Origin of the sequence: Sediminicola luteus (assembly GCF_002514735.1) — a bacterium.
Taxonomy (GTDB): domain Bacteria; phylum Bacteroidota; class Bacteroidia; order Flavobacteriales; family Flavobacteriaceae; genus HQA918.
In genome coordinates, this window is sequence record NZ_NBWU01000001.1 from 671,134 (window position 1) to 695,655 (window position 24,522).

General features: G+C 45.2%; 15 protein-coding genes. 10 read left to right on the forward strand and 5 right to left on the reverse strand.

Translation table 11 applies throughout. The features are described 5' to 3' along the window. Positions 1-24: 24 nt before the first annotated feature. Positions 25-663: a Crp/Fnr family transcriptional regulator gene (locus tag B7P33_RS09620; RefSeq protein ID WP_097441755.1), complete on the reverse strand. Its 639-nt coding sequence runs from the start codon at positions 661-663 to the stop codon at positions 25-27. A gap of 110 nt (positions 664-773) precedes the next feature. Here B7P33_RS09620 and B7P33_RS09625 point away from each other — a divergent pair, with 110 nt between their 5' ends. Beyond that, complete coding sequence (locus tag B7P33_RS09625) at positions 774-2,501, forward strand: tetratricopeptide repeat protein (protein WP_172435908.1); 1,728 nt, start codon at positions 774-776, stop codon at positions 2,499-2,501. Between the two features lie 31 nt (positions 2,502-2,532). Here the strand turns inward: B7P33_RS09625 and B7P33_RS09630 are convergent, their stop codons facing one another. The 3 genes from B7P33_RS09630 to B7P33_RS09640 all read right to left on the reverse strand — a co-directional run bounded on the left by B7P33_RS09630 (position 2,533) and on the right by B7P33_RS09640 (position 5,810). Continuing rightward, complete coding sequence (locus B7P33_RS09630; RefSeq protein ID WP_097441757.1) at positions 2,533-3,927, reverse strand: purple acid phosphatase family protein; 1,395 nt, start codon at positions 3,925-3,927, stop codon at positions 2,533-2,535. A gap of 191 nt (positions 3,928-4,118) precedes the next feature. Further along, positions 4,119-4,835, reverse strand: a complete 717-nt coding sequence (locus tag B7P33_RS09635) for a LytR/AlgR family response regulator transcription factor (protein WP_097441758.1) — start codon at positions 4,833-4,835, stop codon at positions 4,119-4,121. Between the two features lie 3 nt (positions 4,836-4,838). Continuing rightward, positions 4,839-5,810, reverse strand: coding sequence for a sensor histidine kinase (locus tag B7P33_RS09640; protein ID WP_172435909.1), 972 nt, complete (start codon positions 5,808-5,810; stop codon positions 4,839-4,841). Between the two features lie 348 nt (positions 5,811-6,158). Here B7P33_RS09640 and B7P33_RS09645 point away from each other — a divergent pair, with 348 nt between their 5' ends. The 3 genes from B7P33_RS09645 (at position 6,159) to B7P33_RS09655 (ending at position 10,707) form a co-directional block, all read left to right on the forward strand. After that, positions 6,159-8,510 (forward strand): TonB-dependent receptor, encoded by a 2,352-nt coding sequence (locus tag B7P33_RS09645; RefSeq protein WP_172435910.1) that lies wholly within the window; start codon positions 6,159-6,161, stop codon positions 8,508-8,510. Positions 8,511-8,639: 129 nt separating this feature from the next. After that, positions 8,640-9,662, forward strand: a complete 1,023-nt coding sequence (locus B7P33_RS09650) for an HAD family hydrolase (RefSeq protein WP_097441761.1) — start codon at positions 8,640-8,642, stop codon at positions 9,660-9,662. Positions 9,663-9,939: 277 nt separating this feature from the next. Continuing rightward, the gene (locus B7P33_RS09655; RefSeq protein ID WP_097441762.1) at positions 9,940-10,707 is read left to right on the forward strand and encodes a DUF6090 family protein; all 768 of its coding nucleotides are present in this window, start codon (positions 9,940-9,942) and stop codon (positions 10,705-10,707) included. Positions 10,708-10,710: 3 nt separating this feature from the next. On the opposite strand, the gene B7P33_RS09660 is transcribed toward B7P33_RS09655, so the two are convergent. Beyond that, on the reverse strand, positions 10,711-11,745 hold the full coding sequence (locus B7P33_RS09660; protein ID WP_245871741.1) for a formylglycine-generating enzyme family protein: 1,035 nt from the start codon (positions 11,743-11,745) through the stop codon (positions 10,711-10,713). Positions 11,746-12,022: 277 nt separating this feature from the next. Here B7P33_RS09660 and B7P33_RS09665 point away from each other — a divergent pair, with 277 nt between their 5' ends. The 6 genes from B7P33_RS09665 to B7P33_RS09690 all read left to right on the forward strand — a co-directional run bounded on the left by B7P33_RS09665 (position 12,023) and on the right by B7P33_RS09690 (position 24,416). Beyond that, positions 12,023-14,377 carry a TolC family protein gene (locus B7P33_RS09665; protein ID WP_172435911.1) on the forward strand — a complete coding sequence of 785 codons (2,355 nt, stop codon included), beginning with the start codon at positions 12,023-12,025 and terminating at the stop codon, positions 14,375-14,377. A 10-nt stretch (positions 14,378-14,387) separates the two neighbouring features. Further along, complete coding sequence (locus B7P33_RS09670) at positions 14,388-15,473, forward strand: efflux RND transporter periplasmic adaptor subunit (protein ID WP_097442299.1); 1,086 nt, start codon at positions 14,388-14,390, stop codon at positions 15,471-15,473. Between the two features lie 18 nt (positions 15,474-15,491). Continuing rightward, entirely contained in the window at positions 15,492-18,611 is a 3,120-nt protein-coding gene (locus tag B7P33_RS09675; RefSeq protein WP_097441765.1) for an efflux RND transporter permease subunit, read from the forward strand. 216 nt (positions 18,612-18,827) lie between these two features. Next, complete coding sequence (locus tag B7P33_RS09680) at positions 18,828-20,291, forward strand: aminotransferase class V-fold PLP-dependent enzyme (RefSeq protein ID WP_097441766.1); 1,464 nt, start codon at positions 18,828-18,830, stop codon at positions 20,289-20,291. 188 nt (positions 20,292-20,479) lie between these two features. Continuing rightward, entirely contained in the window at positions 20,480-22,168 is a 1,689-nt protein-coding gene (locus B7P33_RS09685; RefSeq protein WP_097441767.1) for a leucine-rich repeat domain-containing protein, read from the forward strand. Between the two features lie 58 nt (positions 22,169-22,226). Continuing rightward, positions 22,227-24,416, forward strand: a complete 2,190-nt coding sequence (locus B7P33_RS09690; protein WP_097441768.1) for a LamG-like jellyroll fold domain-containing protein — start codon at positions 22,227-22,229, stop codon at positions 24,414-24,416. The last annotated feature ends 106 nt before the right edge of the window (positions 24,417-24,522 follow it).

A 24,522-nucleotide genomic window follows, 5' to 3' on the forward strand; every position in this document is an offset into this window, starting at 1 on the left:
TACAAAGTCTTAGGTATAACCCTGTTAGACCTCTAACGCAATAATTTTAATGGAATTCCGGTGCAGCTCGATCATGCCCTTTTTCTCCAAACTTTTGAGCAATCGAGAAACCACAACACGAGAAGTATGCAGGTCGTAGGCAATTTGTTGGTGGGTGGCGTTGATCATATCTTCCTTGCCTATACGGGTCTTTTCCTTGAGGTATTTTAAGAGGCGTTGGTCCATATTCATAAAAGCGATGGAGTCTATGGTCTCCAACATTTCCATAAGTCGGGTATGGTAGCTTTCGAACACAAAATTGCGCCAGTTCCGGTATTTACCGGTCCACTCCTCCATTTTTTGCACCGGCACCATAATCAATTGGGTGTCGGTTTCTGCAATGGCCCGGATCTCGCTTTTGGCCGAGCCCATACAGCAGGTAAGGGTCATGGCACAGGTATCACCTGGCTCCAAATAGTAGAGCAGTAATTCATCGCCCTCTTCATCTTCGCGTAAGATCTTAATGGCCCCGGAGATCAACAAGGGCATCGATCGTATGTATTGCCCGATATCCATCAACAGCATCCCCTCGGTTACTTCCTTAAAAGTGCCTACCTGATTGATTTCCTCTATCAATTCCTTTTCGAAAATATACCCGTATTTCTCTTGAAGTTCCTTAAGCATCGACCTTTGTTTAACTATGCCAAATTACGATAAAAAGTAGCATGGTAAAAATACGGTCTAGGCATAAATTTTCTATCTTACTGTCGGTTAGCAACTTTATTCCAAAAACTATGGTCACGCGGCATGTACGGTATTTGATTTCACTTTTGTTAATGGTAACCATACCTAGTTGGGGTCAAGAGGAAGGCTTAGTCGTGCGGGGACAAGTACTTTCGGAAAGTCTTCCGTTGGAAGGCGTCAACATCTTGGTTATTGGAACAACTAATGGGGTGAAATCGGATAATTTCGGAAATTTTACCCTAAGGGCTACTGAGAATGACAGCATACTTTTTAGTTATTTGGGCAAGACCGAAAAGATCATTAAGGTAACTAAGAACATGCCATTTACCACCATAGTCCTTGAAAAGGCTACCAATCAATTGGATGAAGTGACCGTAGCCGCCCAAAAAACAAACGCCTATGGGGAAGTGATCACCGAAATGGGCAAGCCAGAAAAGGTTTATAACAAATTTGGGGAGGTGGATACCCGGAAATCGGGGGTGGCGATAAATTATATAGGGGAGAAGGAAATCAATAAACAAGCGCCCCAATCTATGATCCAATTTTTAATGAACCATGTCCCCAACTTACAAATGGATCCTGTTGGGGCGCATGAAGGCATTTACCTTAGGGGAGTGAACTCCATCGAATACCCAAAACCGGTCATTTTTGAAGTAGATGGTAATATAATGCGGGATCTACCCATGCTAGACCCCGAACTTATCAAAGATATACATGTACTAAAATCCTATGCCGCTACTACCAAATATGGTACCGAAGGTTCCGGAGGCGTAATCGTGATCAACACCAAGTTGATGCATAGGAACAAAAAGGGTAAAGGCAAAAACAAACGTACCAATACATATAAAGGCAATGCCAAAACCAAATTAAAATGGGCCAAACCCAACTATTTGATTGAATGGGAGAAAATGACCGATGCCACTCAGGTAGTAGCGGCTTATAAAAACGGATTAAACACCTTTGGTTCCATGCCCGCTTACCATTTGGATGCTCTGGAGGTTTTGGAGCACCAACACCAAAATAGGGCCGCTGCTCTGGAGGTGCTTGCGGAAATGCGGGGCCGCTTTTCGGAAGACCCCGAAAACCTAAAGCTCGTCGCTTTTGCCTATGACCGATTGAACGAAATAAAGAAAGCCTTGGTTACTTACAGGGCCATTTTCAACCTAGATCCGGTAAACGCCCAAAACCAGCGGAACCTGGCACAGGCCTATGCCCGAATGGACATGCCTAAAAATGCCTGGCAATACTATAAGCAATATGTTACTACGGGCCATCCGTTAGGAACCGAAGGATTGGGTAAGATCGTGTTCGATGAAATGGAGCACATCTATACCTTTGACAAACAAGCGGCCCAGATAACGGATCATTTCAATACTTCTTACAGCGAGGTTAAGGAACTTGACAAAGATCTACGCCTTGTATTTGAATGGGTGGGCCCGGAAACGGAGTTTGAAATCGAGTTCGTAAGCCCGCAAAAATTCACCTTCGATTTCAACCATACCGAAAAGGGTAATCCACAACGAATTGGACAGGAGATTACTTTGGGAACGGCCTCCGAAGCCTTTTTTATAGATGAGTTGAACGGATCTTGGTTGATCAACCTTACCTTTCGGGGTCAACCAAACAACGGCCCGGCCTATCTTAAAACCACCCTGTACTACAACTGGGCCCGGCCCAGCCAAAAAGAAGTCGTTCACCTGACCCGTATGAGTGAAAAAGGGGTGAAAGTAAACCTATTGTCCTTAAACCAATTGCCTTTGGCACATCAAGGAAAATAAGGTTCATTTTCACCCCCTGCCCAAGCCGTTATTACTTCTCTTTCACAAAATCTTTCTTTAAGCGGACCGGACTATCGGGAATGCGGTTTATCATGGTCTTTTTTCCGTCTTTTTTGATTAGATCGAAGGCATCGTACAAAGTACCTATAGGGGTATAGGCCTCATAGCTTATTTTATCGCCGTTTACCGTAATGATCTGAAACAGTTGGGTAAACTCTCCCCTTCTGTCCATCCACTTTTGGTCTTTGGATTCGTACATTTTTGGCCCACTTACCGATACGGTATATATGGTACCGATATCATCGACCTTGGTCATTCCTTTCCCATTGTTTTCGGCATACCCCCGCGCATAGGTATGATCGTGACCCTGTAACACCAAATCTACCTTGTATTTGTCGATCAAGGGCTTTAAGGCCTTACGTAGCTCTTTATTATCGCGTCCTTTAGCGGTAGAGTAAATGGGATAGTGCATGGTAATGGCCGTCCACTTTTGGGTATTGGCCGCCAAAACGGAATCTAACCATTGTACTTGGGCTTTGGCAGCCGCTTCACTTTCGTCGAAGCCTTCGGCATCAATAGATATCAATTTCATGCCTTGGTAATCCAGGGCGAAACAGGTTTCCTTTAATGCCTCGATTGGTCCGTTTTGTGGTAGGTTGAACTGGGGCCTCCATAAAGACGACAATACGCCATCTCGATATTCGTGGTTGCCCGGGGTCATGATACTGGGCACGGTGGCATGTATAAAACTACCGGCATGGAACCACTCGCCCCATTCGATATTGGCATCGCGATCATTGATCAAATCCCCGGCATGCAACATAAAATCCACCTCCGGGAATTGACGGTACGAATTTCGGATAACTCGAGACCACATCGATTTCACATGGTTTTGGGCATCGCCAAAATAGATGAAACTAAAAGGGGCATCGCCTTCTTGGGCCGTGGTAAACTGGAACCATTCGCTCCAACCCCTATTATCTACCCCTCCATTACCTACACGATATACATAGGTGGTGTTAGGTTCCAACCCATCGACCAAAGCCGAATGAAAAGCTGCTTTGACCAAGGGTTCGTTACGGTTCTGGTTTTCGAACATTTCGGTATTGGCGGTAATGCGCCGTGGGTTGTTCAGTAAAAAGCCAGGGCCGTCGGTGGCCACGGCCACTTCTACAAAGGCCTCTTGAATTTGTTGGTTGGTACGCCAGTTTACCGCAAAACTATGGGCCGGATCTTCGGTAAGATTGGTAATTACACGATCGGGAACTTTGGAAGGAAACAAGAGTTTATGGGCCAAAAAATCGTCATGCTCCCGGTAATGGGTGTGGGCTTCGCCCTCGCCGTGTTGGTGTTGGGCTTGTAACCCCAGACCTACAAAAAAGGCTGTTATGGCCAGTGTTCTGCTTACTATTGTTCTGGTTTTCATAATAGAATTAGTTTGGTAACTCCAAAACTAACCCATCAGGCCCTGAAAACCAAAGCCCCTATGTTAGCGCATGTTTAAATCTTGCCCTGGTAATTGATTATTGTTGAATCGTGTAGTTGAAAAATTCTCTATGAACCTCCGTGTAATAGCCGATAGTAGCAATTATTGAAACCCATAAAAAGTGTAACCGCTTATTCCCTACCCCCCTTTAAGCTAGCCAATACGTCTTCTTTATAACTGGCCCCTATGGGAATTTCCGTACTATCGATTTCTACATCGAGTCCGGTAAAAGCGGTAATCTTTTGGGTATTTACTACATACGATCGGTGTACCCGAATAAAATGGGAAGGTAACAAGCCCATAAAATCGCTGATCTTGAATTTGGTGGTATAGCTATCGTCTTGGGTATGTATGCGTACATAATCCTTTAGACTCTCGGCATACAACATATCTTGGAACAATACCTTGTGGTGTTTTTTGTTCACATTTACATAGATATGGTCGTTAACCAACGGACTTGAGGGAGCTGGCGTTACCGGGTTTGTAGGCTTATCTTGTAATTTATAGTATTTGTTTATGGCCTTTAAAAAGCGTTCGAACGAGATGGGTTTTAGCAGATAATCCAACACCTCCAGATCATAGCTTTCCAAGGCATATTCGCGATAGGCAGTGGTCAAGATTACCTGGGGCGGGTTGGTCAAGGCCTTTAGGAACTGCAGTCCGGTGAGTTTGGGCATTTGGATATCTAGAAACAGTAGGTCTATTTGATGTTTATTCAACAAATCGAAACCCTCCAAGGCATTTTCGGCCGTGGCCACAACCTCCATATCCGGAAAATGGGAAACATGCTGGCGTACCAATTCAATGGCCAGGGGTTCGTCGTCTATGATCAGGCATTTTATAGGCATGGTTTACAGCTCTATTTCCAAAAGTACGTGAAATTCAGCGGAGGTCTCCTCTATGTCCAATCGGTGGCTCTCGGGATAGATCAATTGCAATTGGTTTCGCATATTGCCCAAACCGATTCCTTTAGTGTATTGGGTGTCGTCTTTTGGTTTGGTTACCGCTTTGCCATTGACCACTTTTACCGTAAGCCTTCCTTCTTGGAGTAGTATTTCTATGGTTATCCAAGACTTGTCCACTCCAGAACTGGCACCATGTTTAAAGGCATTTTCAATTAATGGCACCAGTAACAAAGGGGCAATGGGACGCTCAGGGTCATCCAAGGATTGATCATATCTCAACGATAGCCGATCCCCATAGCGTAGTTTTTCCAATTCGATATAATTCTGGATCAACGCTACCTCTTTGCTCAAAGGCACCCGGTCGCCATCGCATTGGTACAGCATATAATCTAACATTTGCGATAGTTTCATAACCGTCTCAGGCGCCTTATCGGATTTCTGAAGGGTCAACACATACAAATTATTCAAAGTGTTGAACAAAAAATGCGGATGCACCTGGGCTTTTAGAAAGTTGAGTTCGGAGGTGACCTTTTCCTGTATCAAGGCCTGCTGTTTTCTTTCATTCACAAAGCGCTCCTTTATCAAAACGGCTACCGTAAAAGCAGAGGCGTACGAATATACTTTAAACACATAGCCCTTGATCAATCGCTTTATATCGGTCAATATTTCGGGAATGGATTCTTTTGCAAAGGGGGGTTCCCGATATAGTTCCTCTATAATATATACCATCATTAAACGGGCCAAGACCGAAAACACATAAACCGACACGAGCAAACTCAAAGCAAAGAGTAAATACTTGCGTTTGTACAACAATTGCGGTACCTGATAGTAGGCCAAGGTATAACCGGCCATTATTTGTGGAAAAAGCATCAAGGTCGCTGGGCCAATAACAACCAAAAAAGGATAATCGGCCCACATACTTTGAATGCAGCCAAACAACCATATGGCCAACCAAAAAAGAATGTGGAACCGAAGCTCATTTTGTCTATCAGGAGTAGTTACCATATCCTAAATGTAACCAATGTAGGGCGAATGACCGGCTACGCTTGCCAAACAGGTCTTTACGATTGACAAAACAAGGGGTAACACCCCCCGAAACACCTCCTTCGGATAGAACCTTTCTTTTATAGGTCGGAATGCACTATCGATATGTAGGCCGAATTCTGAACCGACCTAAACCCCAAATTTGTAATCGCAATCAAAAAACAAAATCAAATTTAGGTGACTTCATCATCCACCTAATCATCAATCAAAAAGCGAATGGTCATGAAATATGTAATCCCCTTAATTTTTGTACTCACCAGCTTGGTCGTTTCCGGCCAAAACCGACTGGAAGGTAAAATCATAGACGCCCAATCGGGACAAGTTTTGGAATTTGCCACGGTAAGTTTGCATCAAAATGGCGCACTTATCAATGGTATTATCACCGATCTAGAAGGTAAATTCGAATTAGAGGTTCCTTCTGGCACTTATCTTTTACGGGCCGAATTCCTTTCATATAAAGCCTACGAGATCGAAGTCGTACTCGATAAAAACTTGGTTATAGCTCCCATTGCCTTAACCCCGGATGTACAACAACTGGAAGGTGTGGAACTCAGTGGTGAAAAAGCTACCATTGGCCTGAGTCTGGACAAAAAAGTGTTCAACGTTGGCAAAGATCTTCTGAGTGCTAATGGTTCTTTAAGTCAAGTACTGGACAATGTTCCCTCGGTAACCGTAGATGTCGACGGGGCGGTCGCCCTTCGCGGTAATCCGAACGTTACTTTGTTGATCAATGGTAAACCTTCGGTCTTGGTAGCCAACAATGGCCTGGAACAAATTCCGGCAGAACAGATCGAGCGTGTCGAGGTAATTACCAACCCCTCTTCAAATATGCAGGCCCAAGGTACGGCCGGTATCATAAACATCGTACTCAAACGAAACCGGGCCGATGGATTCAACGGTTCTATCTCGGCCACCACAGGCACCCCGGCCAACCATAGGTTATCGGCCAACTTAAACTACCATACTGGCAAACTCAACCTATTTTCGACACTTGGGGTAAGGTATCTCGAGTTTATTGGATCGCAAGAGGTAGACCAAAGCAATGCGAATGCTTTTTTTCTGAAACAAAACGCCGAAATAAATCGTAACTATCGTAACCTGAATCTGTATGTGGGTGGCGAATATCAGATAGACAGTACCCAATCGATTACCTCGGCCTTTTATAGATCCATGAACCGGGCCCGAAACCGTATTCATAGCACCTACGACTACTTTAATACGGCTATGGACCTAGACAGTACCTTAACTCGACTAGAAAACTATAGGGAACCCCAAAACTACAACCAGTGGGAGGCCAATTACACCAAGAATTTCGATCGAGAAGGACAAAAACTCACCCTCGATTTCCAGTATGATTTTTGGGATGACGATGAAAACGAAAATTTTACTTCAGCGATTACCTTTCCCGAATATTTGGCCAAAAACGATTTGAGAACCAACAACATAGAAAGCAGTGACGACTTTCTAATCCAGGCCGATTTTACCAGCCCTATTGGGGAAAGCGGAAGGTTTGAAACCGGAATCAGGGGCGAAACCCGTGTTATAACCAGCAAATACTTGGCAGAAACCTTTACCGATGGCCAATGGCAAACCTATTTGGGTATCGATAACGACGTAGATTACCACGAGACCATTGGCGGGGCCTATGTACAATACGGAAACCAATGGGGTAAACTCAAATACCAAATGGGCCTACGGACCGAATACACCAAAATTAAGATCGAGGACAACAAAGGTGACTTTACCGATGAAAAAGAATACACACGCGTTTTCCCCACCTCCCATTTGGCTTACAATTTCAACGAAACCACCGAATTGAGGCTTGGGTATAGCAGTCGTATCAACCGCCCCAGATTTTGGCAACTGAACCCCTTTGGCGGACTATCCGATATTTCCGAAATCCGATTGGGCAACCCCGACCTCGACCCGGCCTTTACCGACGCTATAGAGCTTTCCTTTTTATCACGTTGGGAAGGCCTAACCCTTCAACCGGCCCTGTACTATCAAAAAACCGACAATGCCTTTTCCTTTTTCAACACCAGTAACCCAAACGGAATCATTAGTTATTTTCCGGTCAACCTAGACTATGAAGAACGCTTGGGCGCCGAGCTCTCGGTAAATTATAGGCCGTTGAACTGGTTAAATCTCTCCGGAGAACTTAACTATTACCGTTTTTTACAAAAAGGCAGCGTCGATGGTCAAAGTCTTGATTCCGAAGATCAAACCTGGACGGCTCGTTTCAATACACGTATGCGGCTACCCGCCCAAATGCGATTACAGGCCGGTTTTAATTTCAGGACGGCCAACCAAAGTGCCCAAACGTTAACCGAACCGGTCTATTTTCTCGACTTCGGGCTCAGTAAAAATTTTTGGCAAAACAAGGCCACGCTTAGCTTTAATGCCAGCAATTTATTCGATTTGCGTATTCGGGAAACCCGTACGACCGGGGTTGGGTTCTATAGGCACTCCAAAAGGAATTTGATCGGCGACCGCTATAGTCTCAGTTTTATTTACCGGTTCAATCCAAAGAAAGACCAAAAAGAACGGGGACCCAGCGATAGTAACAGGCAATAGTTTTACTACTTATCCGTAAAACTTTCCCTCTCATTTCTTTGTTAATATCTCTTCTATAGGCCACGGCATTCCCGTGGTCTATTTTGTTATTTTTGATAACATTTTTATCTAAAAACGATTCCATTCGTAATGAAAAACACAACCAAAACCTTTGTAACACTCGCCCTTGTGGCGGCAGCCCTAACCTTTACGGCTTGCAAACAGGCCCCGGCCGAATCTACCGAAGCTACCCTAGAAGTCGTCGAGGCCAATCCGCTACCCTCTTGGCACGATTCTGCATCAAAATCGCAGATAATGGCTTTTGTAGAGGCCGTTACCCAAGAAAACGGACCCGACTATGTGGCCCCGGCCAATCGTATCGCTACCTTCGACAACGATGGCACCCTATGGAGTGAGCAACCGGCTTATTTTCAACTGATCTATTCCATTGATTTGGTCAAAAAAATGGCACCGGAACATCCCGAATGGGCCAAAGACCCTGTATTTAAAGCGGTTTTGGACGATGATATGAAAGCCGTTATGGCCTCGGGCCATGCCGGACTCGGTAAGATCTTAATGGCTACCAATGCCGGAATGACCGTAGACGCCTATACCGAAAAAATAATGGATTGGTTGGCCACCGCCAAACACCCTACCAAAAACAAGGCCTATAACGAACTGATCTTTCAACCCATGTTGGAGTTGATCCAATACCTTACCGACAACGATTTTAAAGTATTCATTGTTTCCGGTGGTATGGCCGATTTTATGCGCCCATGGGCCAGTGAAACCTATGGCATACCCACCGAGCGTATTGTAGGCAGCACCTTAAAAGTGGTGTATACCGATGCCGGGGAATTGGAACTCTTACCTGAATTCGACCTTATCGACGACAAGGCCGGGAAACCTGTTGGCATACACAAATACATTGGTAAGCGTCCAATTGCGGCCTTTGGTAATTCCGATGGCGACCTTCAAATGTTACAATACACTGCGGCTGGGTCAGGCAAACGCCTTATGGCCTTTGTACACCATACCGATGCCGAGCGCGAATGGGCCTATGATCGGGATTCGCATATTGGCAAATTCGATAAAGGCCTGGACGAGGCCCAAGAAAAAGGCTGGACCCTAATCGATATGAAAAACGACTGGAAAACGGTTTTTCCAGAATAGATCCCATCCCAAATCTAAAATTAGTTAGATGATGAAACCGCCCTACCTAGGGCGGTTTTTTTGGTTATTTACGTGAATCAAGAGTTGAACTCTCTGTGGTCATCTGTGCTACTCCGTGAAACTCTGTGCAACAACACATAAGGCTCAAGTTACACAGAGGCACGCCGAGAATACGCAGAGTTACACTGAGAAATTGCATCTGGGTTTCAATGGTTTTCATTAACCCTTGATTCGCATTATTTATACTATCTTTTTCCCTTCCAATATCTATTCAACCATGGCCAAAGTATTTAGAAAACTGCGTCAAAAGCTCTTAGGTGAAAATCGAATTAAAAAGTATGTAATCTATGCCCTTGGGGAAATAGTTTTGGTGGTCATAGGTATTTTGATAGCCTTATGGATCAATAATGCCAATCAAAACCGGCAGTTGCAAAACAAAGAACAAGCGTATTTGACGGGCTTAAAGAAAGAGTTCGAAATCAGTAAGGCCAAACTGGAAGCGCTGATTCGAATTAATTCGAACCATTATCATGGCGCACTGCAACTGGCCGAAATGACAGCACGAACCGATAGTACCCCGACCGAAGTGCGGTTTTCAGAACTGCTGTTTCAATCCTTTGCTTCCGATATCGCTTTCGACCCTAACAATGCTCTACTACAGGAAATGATGAATTCCGGAAGCTTGAACTCTATTTCCAATCAAGAACTTCGCCTTCAGCTTACCAGCTGGATGGTTACCCTAACGGATGTTGAACGTCAAGAATCGGACCTTAACGCCCAACGCCTTCAAGTGCTCGATATGTTCAGGACCGATAGTTTAAGTATCCGTACCATTCTTGAGCAAACCGAGACCTCATCGGCCCTAGGATTGAAACCAAAAACCAATCTCCCATCGAACCTGGCCCTGCTCCAATCCAAGGCATTTGAAAATAACCTATTGATGTTCGCCCTTACCAGTCAAAGCACCGAACTTTCGCATTACCACCCCTTGTTACAGGAGTTGAATTCGATTTTAGAACAGATTGACAGCAGTATTACGGACTAATTTTTATTCGGCATCTACCACACAGCGGAAACCCAAATGGATTTGGCCCGAATCGGTCGAAGTTGCCATTCGGCTCGAAGGACGGTAGTTGGAGCAGTATTGGTCGCTACATAAAAAAGAGCCTCCTTTTATCACCCTTTTTTCGGTAACATAGGGATCGTTAGGGTCGTAACTGCTTTCGGGCCCTTTGGGATCCAAACAGATTTTGGAGGTTTGTTGCCCCAACAATTGCTTGGTATCGGGTCGGTACCAATCGGTGGTCCATTCCCAAACGTTACCGATCATATCGTAAAGACCATAGCCGTTCTTAGGGAAGGTTTTAACCGGGGCCGAGGTACGAAAGCCATCTTCCAAGGTGTTGTTATACGGAAAATCGCCTTGGAAAAAATTGGCCAAGTAGGTATTCTCAGGGGTCAGTTCGTCGCCCCAGGCAAATTGCTTATTGGTTTCCCCACCCCTAGAGGCAAACTCCCATTCGGCTTCTGTCGGTAAACGCTTCCCGGCCCATTTGGCATAGGCTTGGGCATCTTCATAGGCAATATGCACCACAGGATGGTCTTCTTTACCGCTAATATCGGAACCGGGACCTTCGGGGTGTTGCCAGTCGGCTCCACGAATCCAGGCCCACCAACGAAAATGGGTATCTAAAGGCACTCGAAAATTAGGCGGATTGAATACCAATGAACCTGGTTGTAATAACGAATCTGCCGGCTTTGGGGTACCCGCGGGCAAGTCTTTCTTGATCTGCTCCCATTCTACCGGTCGCTCGGCTATCGTCTTATATCCGGTGGCCTTAACAAATTCGGCATATTGGGCATTGGTCACCTCGGTCTCGTCCATATAAAAGGGCTTTACCTGTACCTGCAATTCCGGACCTTCGTGTCTTTCGGCCCAGGCGCCTTCCGACCCCATGGTATAAATGCCTCCTGGTACATAGACCATACCCTCATGGGCATCGGTAGTGTCAGAAATCGATTCATCTGCTTTGGCCAACCCAGCCGTCTTTTTATCCTTACAGGAAAAAAGAGTGGCTAACATCAGAACTAAGCTCAGGTTTATAACTATCCGTTGGGTCATGGTTCGTTTCCGTATTTTCGGGTTCGCACAAATATAGACTATATTCCAATGGTTAAGTTTAATCGTTTTGGAAGTTCAATAAAATCAAAACTGAAACCTCGAGATTTATGATATAATTTGGTTTCGCTTCATCGAAACATTACTAGTTTTGCCTTGGATTTTCCAGTTTTTAATCTTGGAAAATTCCGTTATATTGTATGGGGAACGCACAAGACCTCCCCCAATGAAAACATTTCGGATGAAAGCTAACTTTTTCCTACGAACGTCACGTTTTTTCGTACCGTTCGTACTACTATTATTCTTTGGGTCGCCCCTAGAGGCACAAGAAAAAAAGACCTATACCATTGGCATTTTGGGAGACGCTATGAATGAGCACTCCCGCGAATTGATGAACCAGATGATTCGTGAAACACAAGCCGTTGTAGGAGAGGATGCCATAATCAAATTCAGTGAAGATTATGTGCTTATCAATGAATTCAGTTTGGATCGTGCCACACAAAATTATAACCGCATGTTGGATATGCCCGTTGACCTGATCTTGGTCTTTGGTACCGTTAATGCTATGGTTATGGGGCAACAACAGCAGGGGTTTCCCAAACCTGTGATCTTGTATGGTTCTGTCAATAAAGACCTTATTCCCCTACGCTTCGATCAAACTACCTCGGGGGTAGGGAACCTAACGTATTTAATCGCCTCCCAGTCGTATAAAGAAGACCTGACCACTTTTAAGGAATTGGTCGATTTCAAAACAATAGGGATCGCTATCGAAAGGCCCGTGGCCGAGTCGTTGCGTATCCAAGGGTTCCTGAATGATTTAATACCCCAATTCGATTCACAATACAAATTGATCGCCTACGACAATGCGGCCGATATCGTAGACGGCCTTGAAGGTATTGACGCACTTTACCTAGCCGGGGGGTTCTTCTTATCCGATTCCGAAATGGCCGCTTTGGCCCAAGAGTGTATCAGTAAGAACATTCCAAGTTTTACGGCTACAGAGGTAGACGATGTAGCTGCCGGACTTATGGCTACCAATACCCCACCCGAAAGTACCGAACAAATCTTACGACGTATTGCCCTTTCTATAGAAGGTTATGTGAATGGCACCCCCTTGGCCGACATGAACGTATTCATAGATTACGAAAAACGGTTGACCTTAAATTACAATACCGCCGAAAAAGTAGGGGTCGACCTGAAATACAGCACCATGGTCAAAACCGATTTTATAGGGGAATTGGTAAACCCGAAAGCGGTAAAAACCTATAATCTATTGGATGTGATGACCCAAGCCTTGGAAACCAACCTAGGGTTACGGGCCGCACAAAAAGATGTTGAACTGAGCGTACAAGATACCCGAACAGCCAAAAGTAATTATCTGCCCAGTATTACAGCCAATGCCCAAGGTAAAAACGTAGATAAAGATATCGCCCTAATCACCAACCCGGAATGGTCTACCGCCGGAAGCATCAGTTTGGACCAAACCCTTTTCTCGGCTGCGGCCAATGCCAACATCAATGTTCAAAAACAATTGCTTTTGGCCCAAGAACAAAACTACCAAGCCGAGGCCTTGGACATGATATTCGAAGGGGCCCAGGCCTATTTCAATGTACTGGTGAACAAGGTAAACGTTAAGATCCAAAGTCAAAATCTAGAGCTTACCAAGAAAAACCTTAGGGTGGCCGAACAGAATTTTGAGGCAGGGCAATCGGGCAAACCCGATATGTTACGTTTTAAAAGCCAAATGGCCCAGAACACCCAAACCTTGGTAGAGGCCATTAACCAATTAGACCTTTCCTATCTTCAACTCAACCAATTGTTGAACAACCCACTGGACCACGAAATCGAAGTGGCCGATGCCGTATTCGGCCAAGGGGTATTCGAGCGGTATAATTATAATGAACTTACCGAGCTTTTAGATAATCCAAGTCTACGCGAACCATTCGGGGAATTCTTGAGCCTCGAAGCCCTTAAGAATGCTCCCGAACTGCGTTCTATGGCATATAACCTGGAAGCAACCGAACGCAATATCAAACTTTTTGGCTTAGGCAGGTTTCTACCAACCCTGGGACTGCAAGGCGGATACAACAAAAACTTTAACCAATGGGGTAAAGGGGCCACTGACCTTAACCTTGGCGGATACAATGTTGCGTTGGCTGTGAGCATTCCCTTAGTTGATAGAAATAGGCAAAACATCAACAAAAAAACGGCCATGATCCAAAAAGAACAATTGCTGTTGAACAAAGAAGGTTTGGAACAACGGGTTCGCACCAACATCAGAACAGGTATGCTATCGGTAATTAATGAGTACTCGAATATTAAACTCTCCGACATTTCGGAAGAAGCCGCCCGGGAAGGGTACGAACTCACTGAGGTATCCTATTCCGAAGGGGCCGTGAACATCGTACAGTTACTCGATGCCCAAAATAACTACCTGAACGCCCAATTGGCCAATGCCAGTGCGAAATACCAATTTTTGTTGAATTCAATCCAGCTAGAACGTTTTATCGGTTATAACTTTCTATTGCATAGCGACGCAGAGAACCTCGAGTTTATGAACCGTTTCGAAGATTACCTTAACAATCCTACCAATTAAAATAATGCCCATGAGATATTTCACCCTCCTAGCTTGTTCCCTACTATTAACCCTAACCGTAGGATGTAAAGAAGAACCTAAGGAAACGGCCCAGGTCGTGCGACCCATTAAGTTTGAAAAAGTCGGACTTATGGGCGGTGGTAAAAAACGGACTTTTAGCGGAACGGCCCGTACCAATAAGATCATTAATCTGAGTTTCCGCGGACAAGGTATCCTGACCGAGTTGAACATCAAAATAGGTCAGCATGTAAAAAAAGGGGAATTGTTAGGCCGTTTGGACAATGTTCAGAACCGCCTCAACTACGAAACCGCCATTGCCACACTTACCAGTAATACTTCGGAAATGAATACGGCCAAACTCAACCTAGACCGTAACCGTATTTTGTATGAAAAAGGCTCGGCATCCCTGAGTGATTTCGAAACGGCCAAAAACTCCTATACCACCGCACAAAGTGGATACGAATCGGCCAAGCGTACCGTGGCCATTCAAAAAGACCAGATCAACTACGGCTACTTATACGCTCCGGAAGATGGTACTATTTCGGCCGTAAACGTAGAGGTCGATGAAAATATCGGGTCCGGAAAAGTGGTGGGTGTTTTAAATTCGGGCGTTCGTATGGAAATCGCCTTGGGTCTGCCCGAAAGTGTGATCAACCAAGTCTCTGAGGGTATGAAGGCCAGCGTCAGCTTTTCTACCTTGGGTGACACCAGTTTTACCGGTACGGTCACCGAACTTTCACCAGCGGTAGATGCCAATACGGCCACCTATCCTTCCCGTATTACTATAGACAATCCGGCAGACGAGATAAAGAGTGGTATGGCCGCCAATGTTACCTTTAATTTGGGTGCCGAGGCCGACCATAAACCCCTACCCTTGGTTCCGGCCCAGGCCGTGGGTGAGGACAGCAACGGCAACTTCGTGTTTTTGGTAAACCAAGAAGGCGACAAAGCCACCGTGAGCAAACATCCGGTTACCGTGGGCGAACTTACTTCCGAAGGTTTCGCCATAACCCAAGGGCTTAGTGAAGGCCAATTGATCGCTACGGCTGGCCTACAGACCTTGCTCGATGGCCAACAAGTTTCCCTGGACCAATAACCAAACGCCCTGCCGCAAATGAACTTAGCAAAATTCTCCATAGAAAAAAACCGGATTACCTTTATGGTGCTGGCCACCGTACTGATTATGGGTGTGAGTATGTACCAATCACTTCCGCGCGACAGTATGCCTCCCTATACCATTCGGGTAGCCACCATAGTCTCTTCCTTCCCAGGGGCTAGCCCCGAACGGGTAGAACTCTTGGTGACCGATAAGGTAGAAAAGGTAACCCAAGAACTACCCGAACTCGACGAGGTAAGCTCTACCTCCCGATCGGGCCTGTCGGTAGTCTCGGTTACCCTAAAAGACGAAACCCCACCAGAGGCCCTACAGGCCGTTTGGGACCGCCTTCGCCGTAAGCTGGACGATATCGAAGGCTTGCCCGAAGGGGTTGTACCCAGCCTGCAAGACGATGGTATTGGCGATGTATATGGGATTGCCCTTGGCCTTACCTCCGACGGATTCTCCTATGCCGAACTAAAAGAATTTGCCGATGACATCAAAGACGAACTCATCAAACTGCCCGATGCCGCCAAGGTAGAGATTGGTGGGGATCAAGAAGAACGGGTTTTTGTTGAGTTCGACAACGCCCGCTTACGGGAATACGGGCTCTCGTCAAGTAAACTGCAAAGCATTATCGGTTCTACCAACATCTTGAACTCGGGCGGGCAGATCAACTTACAGGACGAACGTATTATTCTCGAACCTACCGGAAACTTCGATTCGGTTGAAGACATCAAACAAATACTAGTGCCCGTTGGGGAAGACGAAAGTCAGTTGGTGGCGCTAGAAGATATTACGACGGTAGTCAAAGGCTATATAGACCCGGCCAAACAAAAAGTACGTGTTAATGGTAAGGACGCCATTTCGCTGCATGTAAACCTTAAGGCCGGTAGTAATGTGATCAAGTTAGGTGAAGATGTAGATCGGGTAGTGGCCAAATGGCAACAGAAACTGCCCGTTGGTATCGAATTTTCGCGACTGGCCTCCATAGACCAATACATCGATGTAAAGATCAAAGACTTTGTAGTGAACCTCATGCAATCGATTGTTATCGTATTGGCGGTTATGCTTTTCTTTTTAGGTATGCGTTCCGGTTTGGTCATTGCCAGTCTTATTCCGATTGTGGTCATTACCACCCTTATGATCATGGGGGTCATTAATATGGGGCTCAATCAGGTGACCTTGGCCGCCTTGATCATGGCCCTGGGTATGATGGTAGACAACGCCATTGTAGTGGCCGAGACTATTATGGTAAAGATGGAAAAAGGTACGGCCGCAAAACAAGCGGCCATAGAGGCCTGTTCCGAACTCTTTACCCCCTTGCTTATCTCTACCTTAACCACCTCGGCTGCCTTTTTATCATTCTATTTGGCCGAATCGACCATGGGAGACATCGTAGGCCCCATCTTCGTGGTTATTTCCATTGCCCTGCTCTCTTCTTGGTTTATCGCCCTGACTATTGTAACCTTACTTTGCGTACTGTTTTTGAAGCAAAAAGAAAAAGGGGAAGCCGAAAAACCAAGTTTTATCGATCGCCTGATAGATACCCTGAAGGGATACTATAAAAGTTTGATTCTTGCCGCATTGGCACGTAAGTATATGGTTATCGGTATCATATTCGGGGCCTTCTTCTTATCGCTTTACGGCTTTACCAAAGTGGCTTTCATATTCTTTCCGGATAGTGATCGGAATATGATTACCGTAGATATCAACCTTCCGGAAAGCACTCGTATCGAACGTACCTCGGAACTTGTGGGCAGTATAGAAAAGTTTATGACCGATTCGCTTCAGGTTACAGAATCGCGGGTAAACGGTATCGTAGATTGGTCTTGCTTTATTGGCGAGGGGCCGGAATCCTACGACCTAGGGTATTCTCCCGACGAGGCGAATTCCAACTATGCGCATATGCTGGTCAACACCTCCTCCTTTGAGGTGAACAACGCCATGATCGCCAAGATCGATGCCTATTGTTTCCAAAATTTCCCCAATGCCGATGTAAAGGTAGGGGCCTTGGGTTCTGGGGGTAGCGGTACGCCTATCGAGGTAAAGGTTTCCGGTGATAACCCCGATGTATTGGCCCAGATTTCGGAAAAGGTCAAGATGAAACTGTCCCAAATATCGGGCACCAAGAACATTAAGGACGATTGGGGGCCCAAAACCAAGAAATTCGTTATCGACATTGACCAGAACCGAGCCAAACTGGCCGGTATTACTAACCAAGATGTGGCCGTGAGCCTGCAAACCGTTTTAGATGGGTTTAGGACCGGTGAATATCGCGAAGACGATAAATCGATTCCGATTATGATGCGTGGCGATGCCGATCAACAGCAGACCTTGGAATCGTTGGAGACCTTGAACGTCTATGCCCAAAACTCGGGTAAAAGCGTCCCACTTTTACAGGTGGCCAGTATCGTACCCCAATGGCAGTATTCCAGTATCCGTCGTTTGGATATTTTTAGGACCATCAATATCTCCAGTGAATTACGGGCCGATGGGAATGCCTCGGCCATTACTGCCGAAATCAAACCCTGGATCGAGGCCGAGGCCGCCAACTGGCCCGATGGCTACACCTATAAATTCGGAGGAGATGCCGAGAACACGGCCGATAATATGGGGGCCGTGGTTAAGTACCTGCCACTTTCCGCTTTTATCATCTTACTCTTATTGATCATCCAATTCAATTCGTTCCGTAAAATGACCATGATCACCCTTACCATTCCTTTGGGCATCATTGGTGTAGTGGCCGGTTTGTTACTTTTTGGGGAAGCCTTTGGATTTATGCCTTTCCTAGGGGTAATATCCTTGGCCGGTATCGTGATCAACAACGCCATTGTATTGATCGATAGGATCGAAATAGAACAGAACGAACTCAAGCGAAACATACACGATGCCATCATCATGGCTTGTCTGCAGCGATTCCGTCCCATTCTCTTGGCTACTTTTACCACCGTACTCGGGCTTATCCCCCTTTATCTGAGTGGTGGGGAAATGTGGGAAGGTATGGCCGTTAGTATCATGGTCGGACTCATTTTCGGAACCTTTATCACCCTGGTCTTTATTCCGGCCAGTTACAGTATTCTGTATAAGGTACATTACAGCGATTATAGCTTTAATGAGGCCCTGATGAAGGAGTAAAACATCTCTTGAATGAAATATTTAGAGCCAGACTGGATCATATCCTATGGATTAGTCTGGCTTTATGAATTCCCTACAAAATATATAGGAATTGCATGGAATAATACGAATAGCTCCTTAATTCGTCTTTTTTATTCCATATTCTTTAAAATTGGTTAAACCCCCTATCTTTGACGCGCCCAGCTTAAAATATTTCTTGGGATTAAGTCAAAGGTTATGGAATTGGAACAGCATTTTGCCACCTTTAGGGAGCATATCGTAGGTCAGGGGAAATCTTTTGAAAGTTTACACGGGAAACAACCCCTAATTTATGCCGATTGGATTGCCAGCGGACGGCTTTATGGCCCTATTGAAGATACGATGCGCAATGAAATCGGACCCATGGTGGCCAATACCCATAGTTTTTCTAGCGAGACCGGAAAAGCCTCAACCTATGCCTATCGCCATGCCCGACAAATTATTAAAGACCATGTAAACGCCGGAACCAACGATGTTTTGGTGACCACCGGTACCGGCATGACCGGCGCCTTGGCGCGTTTACAACGTATTATGGGGCTTCGTGTTGCCGATGCCCAGGCAAAAAAACAAACGCTTCCGGAAGCTGAAAGACCCGTTGTTTTCATCACCCATATGGAGCACCATTCCAATCAAGTACCTTGGATGGAGACACTGGCCGATGTCGTGTTATTGCCCTGTGATGGCGAACTAAACGTAAATCCTACGGCATTGGAAGAAGCCTTAACCAAATATGCCGATAGAAAAATTAAAATCGGTGCCTTTACCGCCGCTTCCAATGTCACCGGAATTATTACCCCATACAGCGAACTAGCCAAAATAATGCACCGCCACGGGGGTATCTGTATTATGGATTTTGCCGCCTCGGCCCCTTATGTAGCCATAGATATGCATCCTGCGGATTCGGAAGCCAAACTGGATGCCGTCATATTCTCGCCCCACAAATTCTTGGGCGGCCCCGGAACCTGTGGCGTATTGGTTTTCGATAAAAAGTTGTATCAGGTCAATTGCCCAGATGTACCTGGTGGTGGTAACGTAAAATGGACCGACCCTTGGGGCAATTATCAATATTACGACGATATTGAGACCAAGGAAGATGGGGGTACACCCGGCTTTCTTCAAGTAATGCGGGCCGCACTTTGTATGCGACTGAAAGACAAGATGGGTACCGATAATATCGCTGCCCGGGAAGAAGAGTTATTGGAAACCACCTTTACCCGCCTACGGGCTATACCCAATGTATCGGTCTTGGGCGACAATGGCAAAACACGCATAGGTGTGGTCTCCTTTAATGTAGACGGCGCCCATTATAATTTGATCGTACGCCTACTGAACGACCGTTTCGGCATACAGGTTAGGGGTGGTTGGTCTTGTGCGAGTACCTATGGGCATCACCTCTTTCAGATCGATGCCAAAAAATCTGGTGAAATTACAAAAGGTATCCAAACCAAAAACCTAACCGACAAACCGGGTTGGGTACGTCTGTCATTGCATCCGGTTACCTCGAATAAGGAGCTGGCATATATACTCGATGCCATCGAAAAGGTGGCCGCACACCATTTAGAATGGGCTACCGACTATACCTATAACCCGGCTTCGAACGAATTTGAACATGTTTCGGGAGATGCAAAAATGTTAGCCACCGTTACCGATTGGTTCGCATAGCTATCTTTCTGTGATCCTTATTGTTGATAAGTAGTAGCGGGTTTTAGACGAAGCCACCGTTTTTTCGCCCAAGGGTTATGCCCGGCTTTGGTAAATAACCCTAGACCAAGCTATTTTTGTGTTTCTCCTCTTCTTACCCGGATCCATATCCGGACTTTTCCCTTTGTGCGACGGGAACACGCACAACCATGAAAAGAACAATTTTGATATTAGGTCTAGGCCTAATACTTCCGGCATTGGGGTGGTCGCAATGGGTATTTGGCCCCACCAAACCAAAAGTTTTGGCACAAAACAAGGCACAAACGACAGATTTGCCTTCAACGGCTATTGGCTCGTATATCCATCAGAAAAACATAGCCCAAGAAATGGCCCTAAAAGCCATTCAAAAACCTTTGGCGCATGGCGAGCAGCTCTTGCTATGGGACAGTCTCTTACAAAAACCCCAAATCGAGCTAAAAGATTTGGAAATGTTTGTCCAAACCAACCCAAATGGTCCCTTAGCGGCATTGGCCCAAAACGCCTTAACATACTACAGTCATAGACAATTAACCTTGAGTCGGTTTAAGGGCAAGTTCCACTTCGTAAATCACGATAGCCTGGGTGAAGATTCGGTCAGTTTTGAGATAAACCAAGTGACCCCAGAAAACTTTACACCCTTTGTTAACGTTCACAGCCTAGAAATAGGGCCTTCGTTATCCGATGCCCAAACCTTGGTAGCTAAATTGCCGCAGTGGCTTAAAACGAGGATTTTGACCCTGAAAATCCATAATCCAAATCCCAAAAACGAGAATTACGGACTAAAAGCCGATTGGTCGTTCTTGGCAGAATTTCCGAACCTACAGAACATCAGCTTTCAAAACACCCATGTTAAAACGGCCCTAGCCACCTTAACGCAAAGCACGGAAATCAGAGGCGTGGCATTGATTAATATCCTGGATACCGATTTTTACCAAAATCTTGATGTAAATCTCCCCAAATGGCTCCACCTAAAGGAATTGGCCCTGTATGACGACCATAATTTAAAAGAAACACCAACAGTTCTCAGCAAATACCCGCTGACCAAATTACATATTGGCGGGGCCAAATTACAAGAGATCGAATCCGTAGGAAAAATAGCTGCATTGGAGACTTTGATTCTCGGAAAAGGGGATTATAAGGTGTTACCATCCGCCATTTTGGAATTACCTAACCTAGAACAAATACATCTTGGAAAAGGCAAGTTGAAGGATTGGCCTTTGGTCATGGAAAGCGCCCGAAAGTTGCAAATACACTACTACCAAAACCCCAAGACCAAAGGTACAGACCATGCTTGGCAAGCTTTGGTGGCTTTTGGTAGAAACCATGATCAAGTTAGGGTAAAGAAGCATGGCATTGCTTTGTCTAGGGTTTCCGAACTAAAATCACCAGAACGTATCCGTCCTTTTGCGCAATCAGAAGCCTTTAGGGGTTGGATGGCCCCATATTCAGATTTCAAAAGAATTTTAAACAATTATAACTATCCGACCACCCTACTTCAGGCCCTCCCATTGTCTTGTAAAACCATCGACGATATCGCTTTTCTTGAGGCTGAGAAAACCTATTGGAACAAACAACTACAAGCTACCCAAAGCATACCGGACTCCTTATTCCCTCTGGCCAATCAGCTTACGGAAATAAGCAGCTCTTTAGGCTTGCCCTTAGATTATACCAAACCAATTAACGAAGCCAAATTTGATAACCATATCCTTCAAACTTTAGACGGACTAAAGGCGCAGCTCTCCCAGCTTCAAATGGTAAGCCCCCAAAAAAAGGCCCCATTTAAGCTTCTAAAAAAGACAGATGCCCTTATTGGGTATCGAAACCCAGGAAATATAAAGCCTCAAATAAGCCTAAGATAATTGGCATAAATAGGGGCTTTGCATAGGCCAATACGGTCAATTTTTCTATGTTTATAGCATGATGTGGAAACATGGCATAGGAACACTATGGGCCTTTTTATGGGTAAATCTGGTTTTTGCCCAAAACCCCATGTCCAACATAGATAAAGTATTCCGGGCCCAGATAGTTCAAGCACAGCAGCTAGACTCCCTTTTCCACAAAGGCCATAGACCTGTTTTAGGGGTTATCTTGGCCAAAGACCAGTACCAATTCGATTCAGTAACCTCTTATTTAACCCAAAACAACCAAAAATACGAATCGGATTTCACCCTATGGAATCAAAACTCGCTACTGGTTCTACAAAGAAACCAGCTGAAAATGGTCCGGCCCACTCCCGATTCGGTAAGGGTTTTGCTAGATACCGTGGGCAAACCCCAATGGCTTAGGTCGCCCTCTTCCCATGCCGATAGCTTATTCCTTGAAGGATTAAGGCTTTGGCAAAAAACGGGAAAGGCCCCAAACTTTATTTCGGCCCCAAACCTGCCCGATAGTATCCGGACACAAGTCATCGATTCCCTAAATGGCCTACATCGCTTTATTGGCCAAATACAGCATAAAAACAAATCGCTTCATGGCATCCGTTGGAATGGCTTTCGAGGGAGCAATTCCCCAGCCCGATTCTGTTTCCCTTTAACCGAGCTTCAACAAACCTTTATCCCCAACAAAAACGGATATCGCATTAGTCCGCCCGTTGTCATTCACAATATCCATATGCGTGAACCACGCGATTTCAAAGCTACCCAAGTCGCACTTTCCGAGGCCCTTTTGTATAACCTCCCCTTGAACAAAACTGAAATAGACGGCGTTCACTTTAATGGCAACACTCTTATTGTAAAAGATACCATCAGGGGGAAAACCCTAGAACTGGATCAGAAAGATTCTTATCTGGAATTCACCTTACCCAATACCCTCGATTTTTCAAAATCGATTTCCATTTCAGTATGGGTAAAACCCAAGAGTATTAAAGAATATATGGGCATTTTAGGGATTGGCGATTCTTTTTCCTTCAAACTGAACCATGGCCGACCCGATTTTACAACGGCCAAAATCAAAGACCATATTGCACCTAAACGATTACAACTTAACCAATGGCATCATTTGGTGGTAGTATTCGACCCAGAAAGCAGTGTTCGCTTTTATATAGACAATGTTTTGGTAAACAGCCTCCCTACCTCGGCCATAAAACCCTCTAAAGAACCCTTGGTTGTAGGCCATAATGTTTGGGGCGAGCAGTTCTATGGGCGAATGCAAGGGCTAAAAATCTGGAATCGTGGTTTGGCAAAGCGGGAAATTGCTATGCTTTATGCTGAAAAACCCCAGCTCCAACCATGGACAAAAGCCATACTTTGGGCCCTAGGAATACTACTTTTAACCATACTTGGCTTTCTTATCTTCAGCTTTCGTAGAAATAGACCAAAACAAAGTGATATCAGTATAAAAAAAGAAGAATCTGTAGTCCGAATAAAACCTAATACGCCTTGTATTAGCCTGTTCGGAACGCTACAACTTAAAAACGATGAACAAGACCTCACCACCTCTTTTTCCCCTTTACTAAAACAAATACTGGTTTTCATCATCTTAAAAACAACGGTCCTAGGGAAAGGAGCGACTTCCAAAGAGCTGACAGAAACCTTTTGGCCCCATTTCAGTACCGCCAAAGCCAAGGAAAACCGGGGCACCAACATCAGAAAATTACGAGCATTATTAGCAAGTTTGCCCCAAATTCAACTCGATTTTGTAAACAACTCCTGGCAATTAAAGTCAACAGCATTGGAACAGGTAGATTACTATCATTTCCAAAACGTATTGGAAAATTGGAGCCAACCTCAAAACAACTTGAATACTGCCCGATTGCATACACTTTTAGGACTTATTGACCATGGCAATATAGTGCAAAACATGACCTACCCTTGGTTAGATCAGTTTAAGGCGGAAACCGTTGAAAAAATAGATGGCTTTTTCCAAAAAATTTACCAATCGGCTTGGAACACCCTTGATACCCCCACCCAATTACATTTGGCCCAAGTATGGTTAAAGTTCGATCCCCTTCACGAAACCGCTTTGGCCATTTTAATCCGTATTTTACATCTAGAAGGCAAACACGGGCAGGCACAACACGTATACGATAGTTTTAGTAAATCGTACTTTGAGCTGTACGACACCCCTTTCCCAACCGATTTTCTATCCCTCACACAAGAAAATCCATGATTATTTGGATTTATTCCCCCATTTGTTCCCCCATTCAGTTGGCTATAACTTAGTATATTACCCTTCCAAAAACCAAGGTGTACCCCTTGGGCATCATAACTTGAAA

Bases quoted from the DNA above. Each gene is read 5' to 3' on its own strand.
- B7P33_RS09620 (WP_097441755.1), bottom strand. From the start codon at position 663: ATGCTTAAGGAACTTCAAGAGAAATACGGGTATATTTTCGAAAAGGAA.
- B7P33_RS09625 (WP_172435908.1), top strand. From the start codon at position 774: ATGGTCACGCGGCATGTACGGTATTTGATTTCACTTTTGTTAATGGTA.
- B7P33_RS09630 (WP_097441757.1), bottom strand. From the start codon at position 3,927: ATGAAAACCAGAACAATAGTAAGCAGAACACTGGCCATAACAGCCTTT.
- B7P33_RS09635 (WP_097441758.1), bottom strand. From the start codon at position 4,835: ATGCCTATAAAATGCCTGATCATAGACGACGAACCCCTGGCCATTGAA.
- B7P33_RS09640 (WP_172435909.1), bottom strand. From the start codon at position 5,810: ATGTGGGCCGATTATCCTTTTTTGGTTGTTATTGGCCCAGCGACCTTG.
- B7P33_RS09645 (WP_172435910.1), top strand. From the start codon at position 6,159: ATGAAATATGTAATCCCCTTAATTTTTGTACTCACCAGCTTGGTCGTT.
- B7P33_RS09650 (WP_097441761.1), top strand. From the start codon at position 8,640: ATGAAAAACACAACCAAAACCTTTGTAACACTCGCCCTTGTGGCGGCA.
- B7P33_RS09655 (WP_097441762.1), top strand. From the start codon at position 9,940: ATGGCCAAAGTATTTAGAAAACTGCGTCAAAAGCTCTTAGGTGAAAAT.
- B7P33_RS09660 (WP_245871741.1), bottom strand. From the start codon at position 11,745: ATGTTAGCCACTCTTTTTTCCTGTAAGGATAAAAAGACGGCTGGGTTG.
- B7P33_RS09665 (WP_172435911.1), top strand. From the start codon at position 12,023: ATGAAAGCTAACTTTTTCCTACGAACGTCACGTTTTTTCGTACCGTTC.
- B7P33_RS09670 (WP_097442299.1), top strand. From the start codon at position 14,388: ATGAGATATTTCACCCTCCTAGCTTGTTCCCTACTATTAACCCTAACC.
- B7P33_RS09675 (WP_097441765.1), top strand. From the start codon at position 15,492: ATGAACTTAGCAAAATTCTCCATAGAAAAAAACCGGATTACCTTTATG.
- B7P33_RS09680 (WP_097441766.1), top strand. From the start codon at position 18,828: ATGGAATTGGAACAGCATTTTGCCACCTTTAGGGAGCATATCGTAGGT.
- B7P33_RS09685 (WP_097441767.1), top strand. From the start codon at position 20,480: ATGAAAAGAACAATTTTGATATTAGGTCTAGGCCTAATACTTCCGGCA.
- B7P33_RS09690 (WP_097441768.1), top strand. From the start codon at position 22,227: ATGATGTGGAAACATGGCATAGGAACACTATGGGCCTTTTTATGGGTA.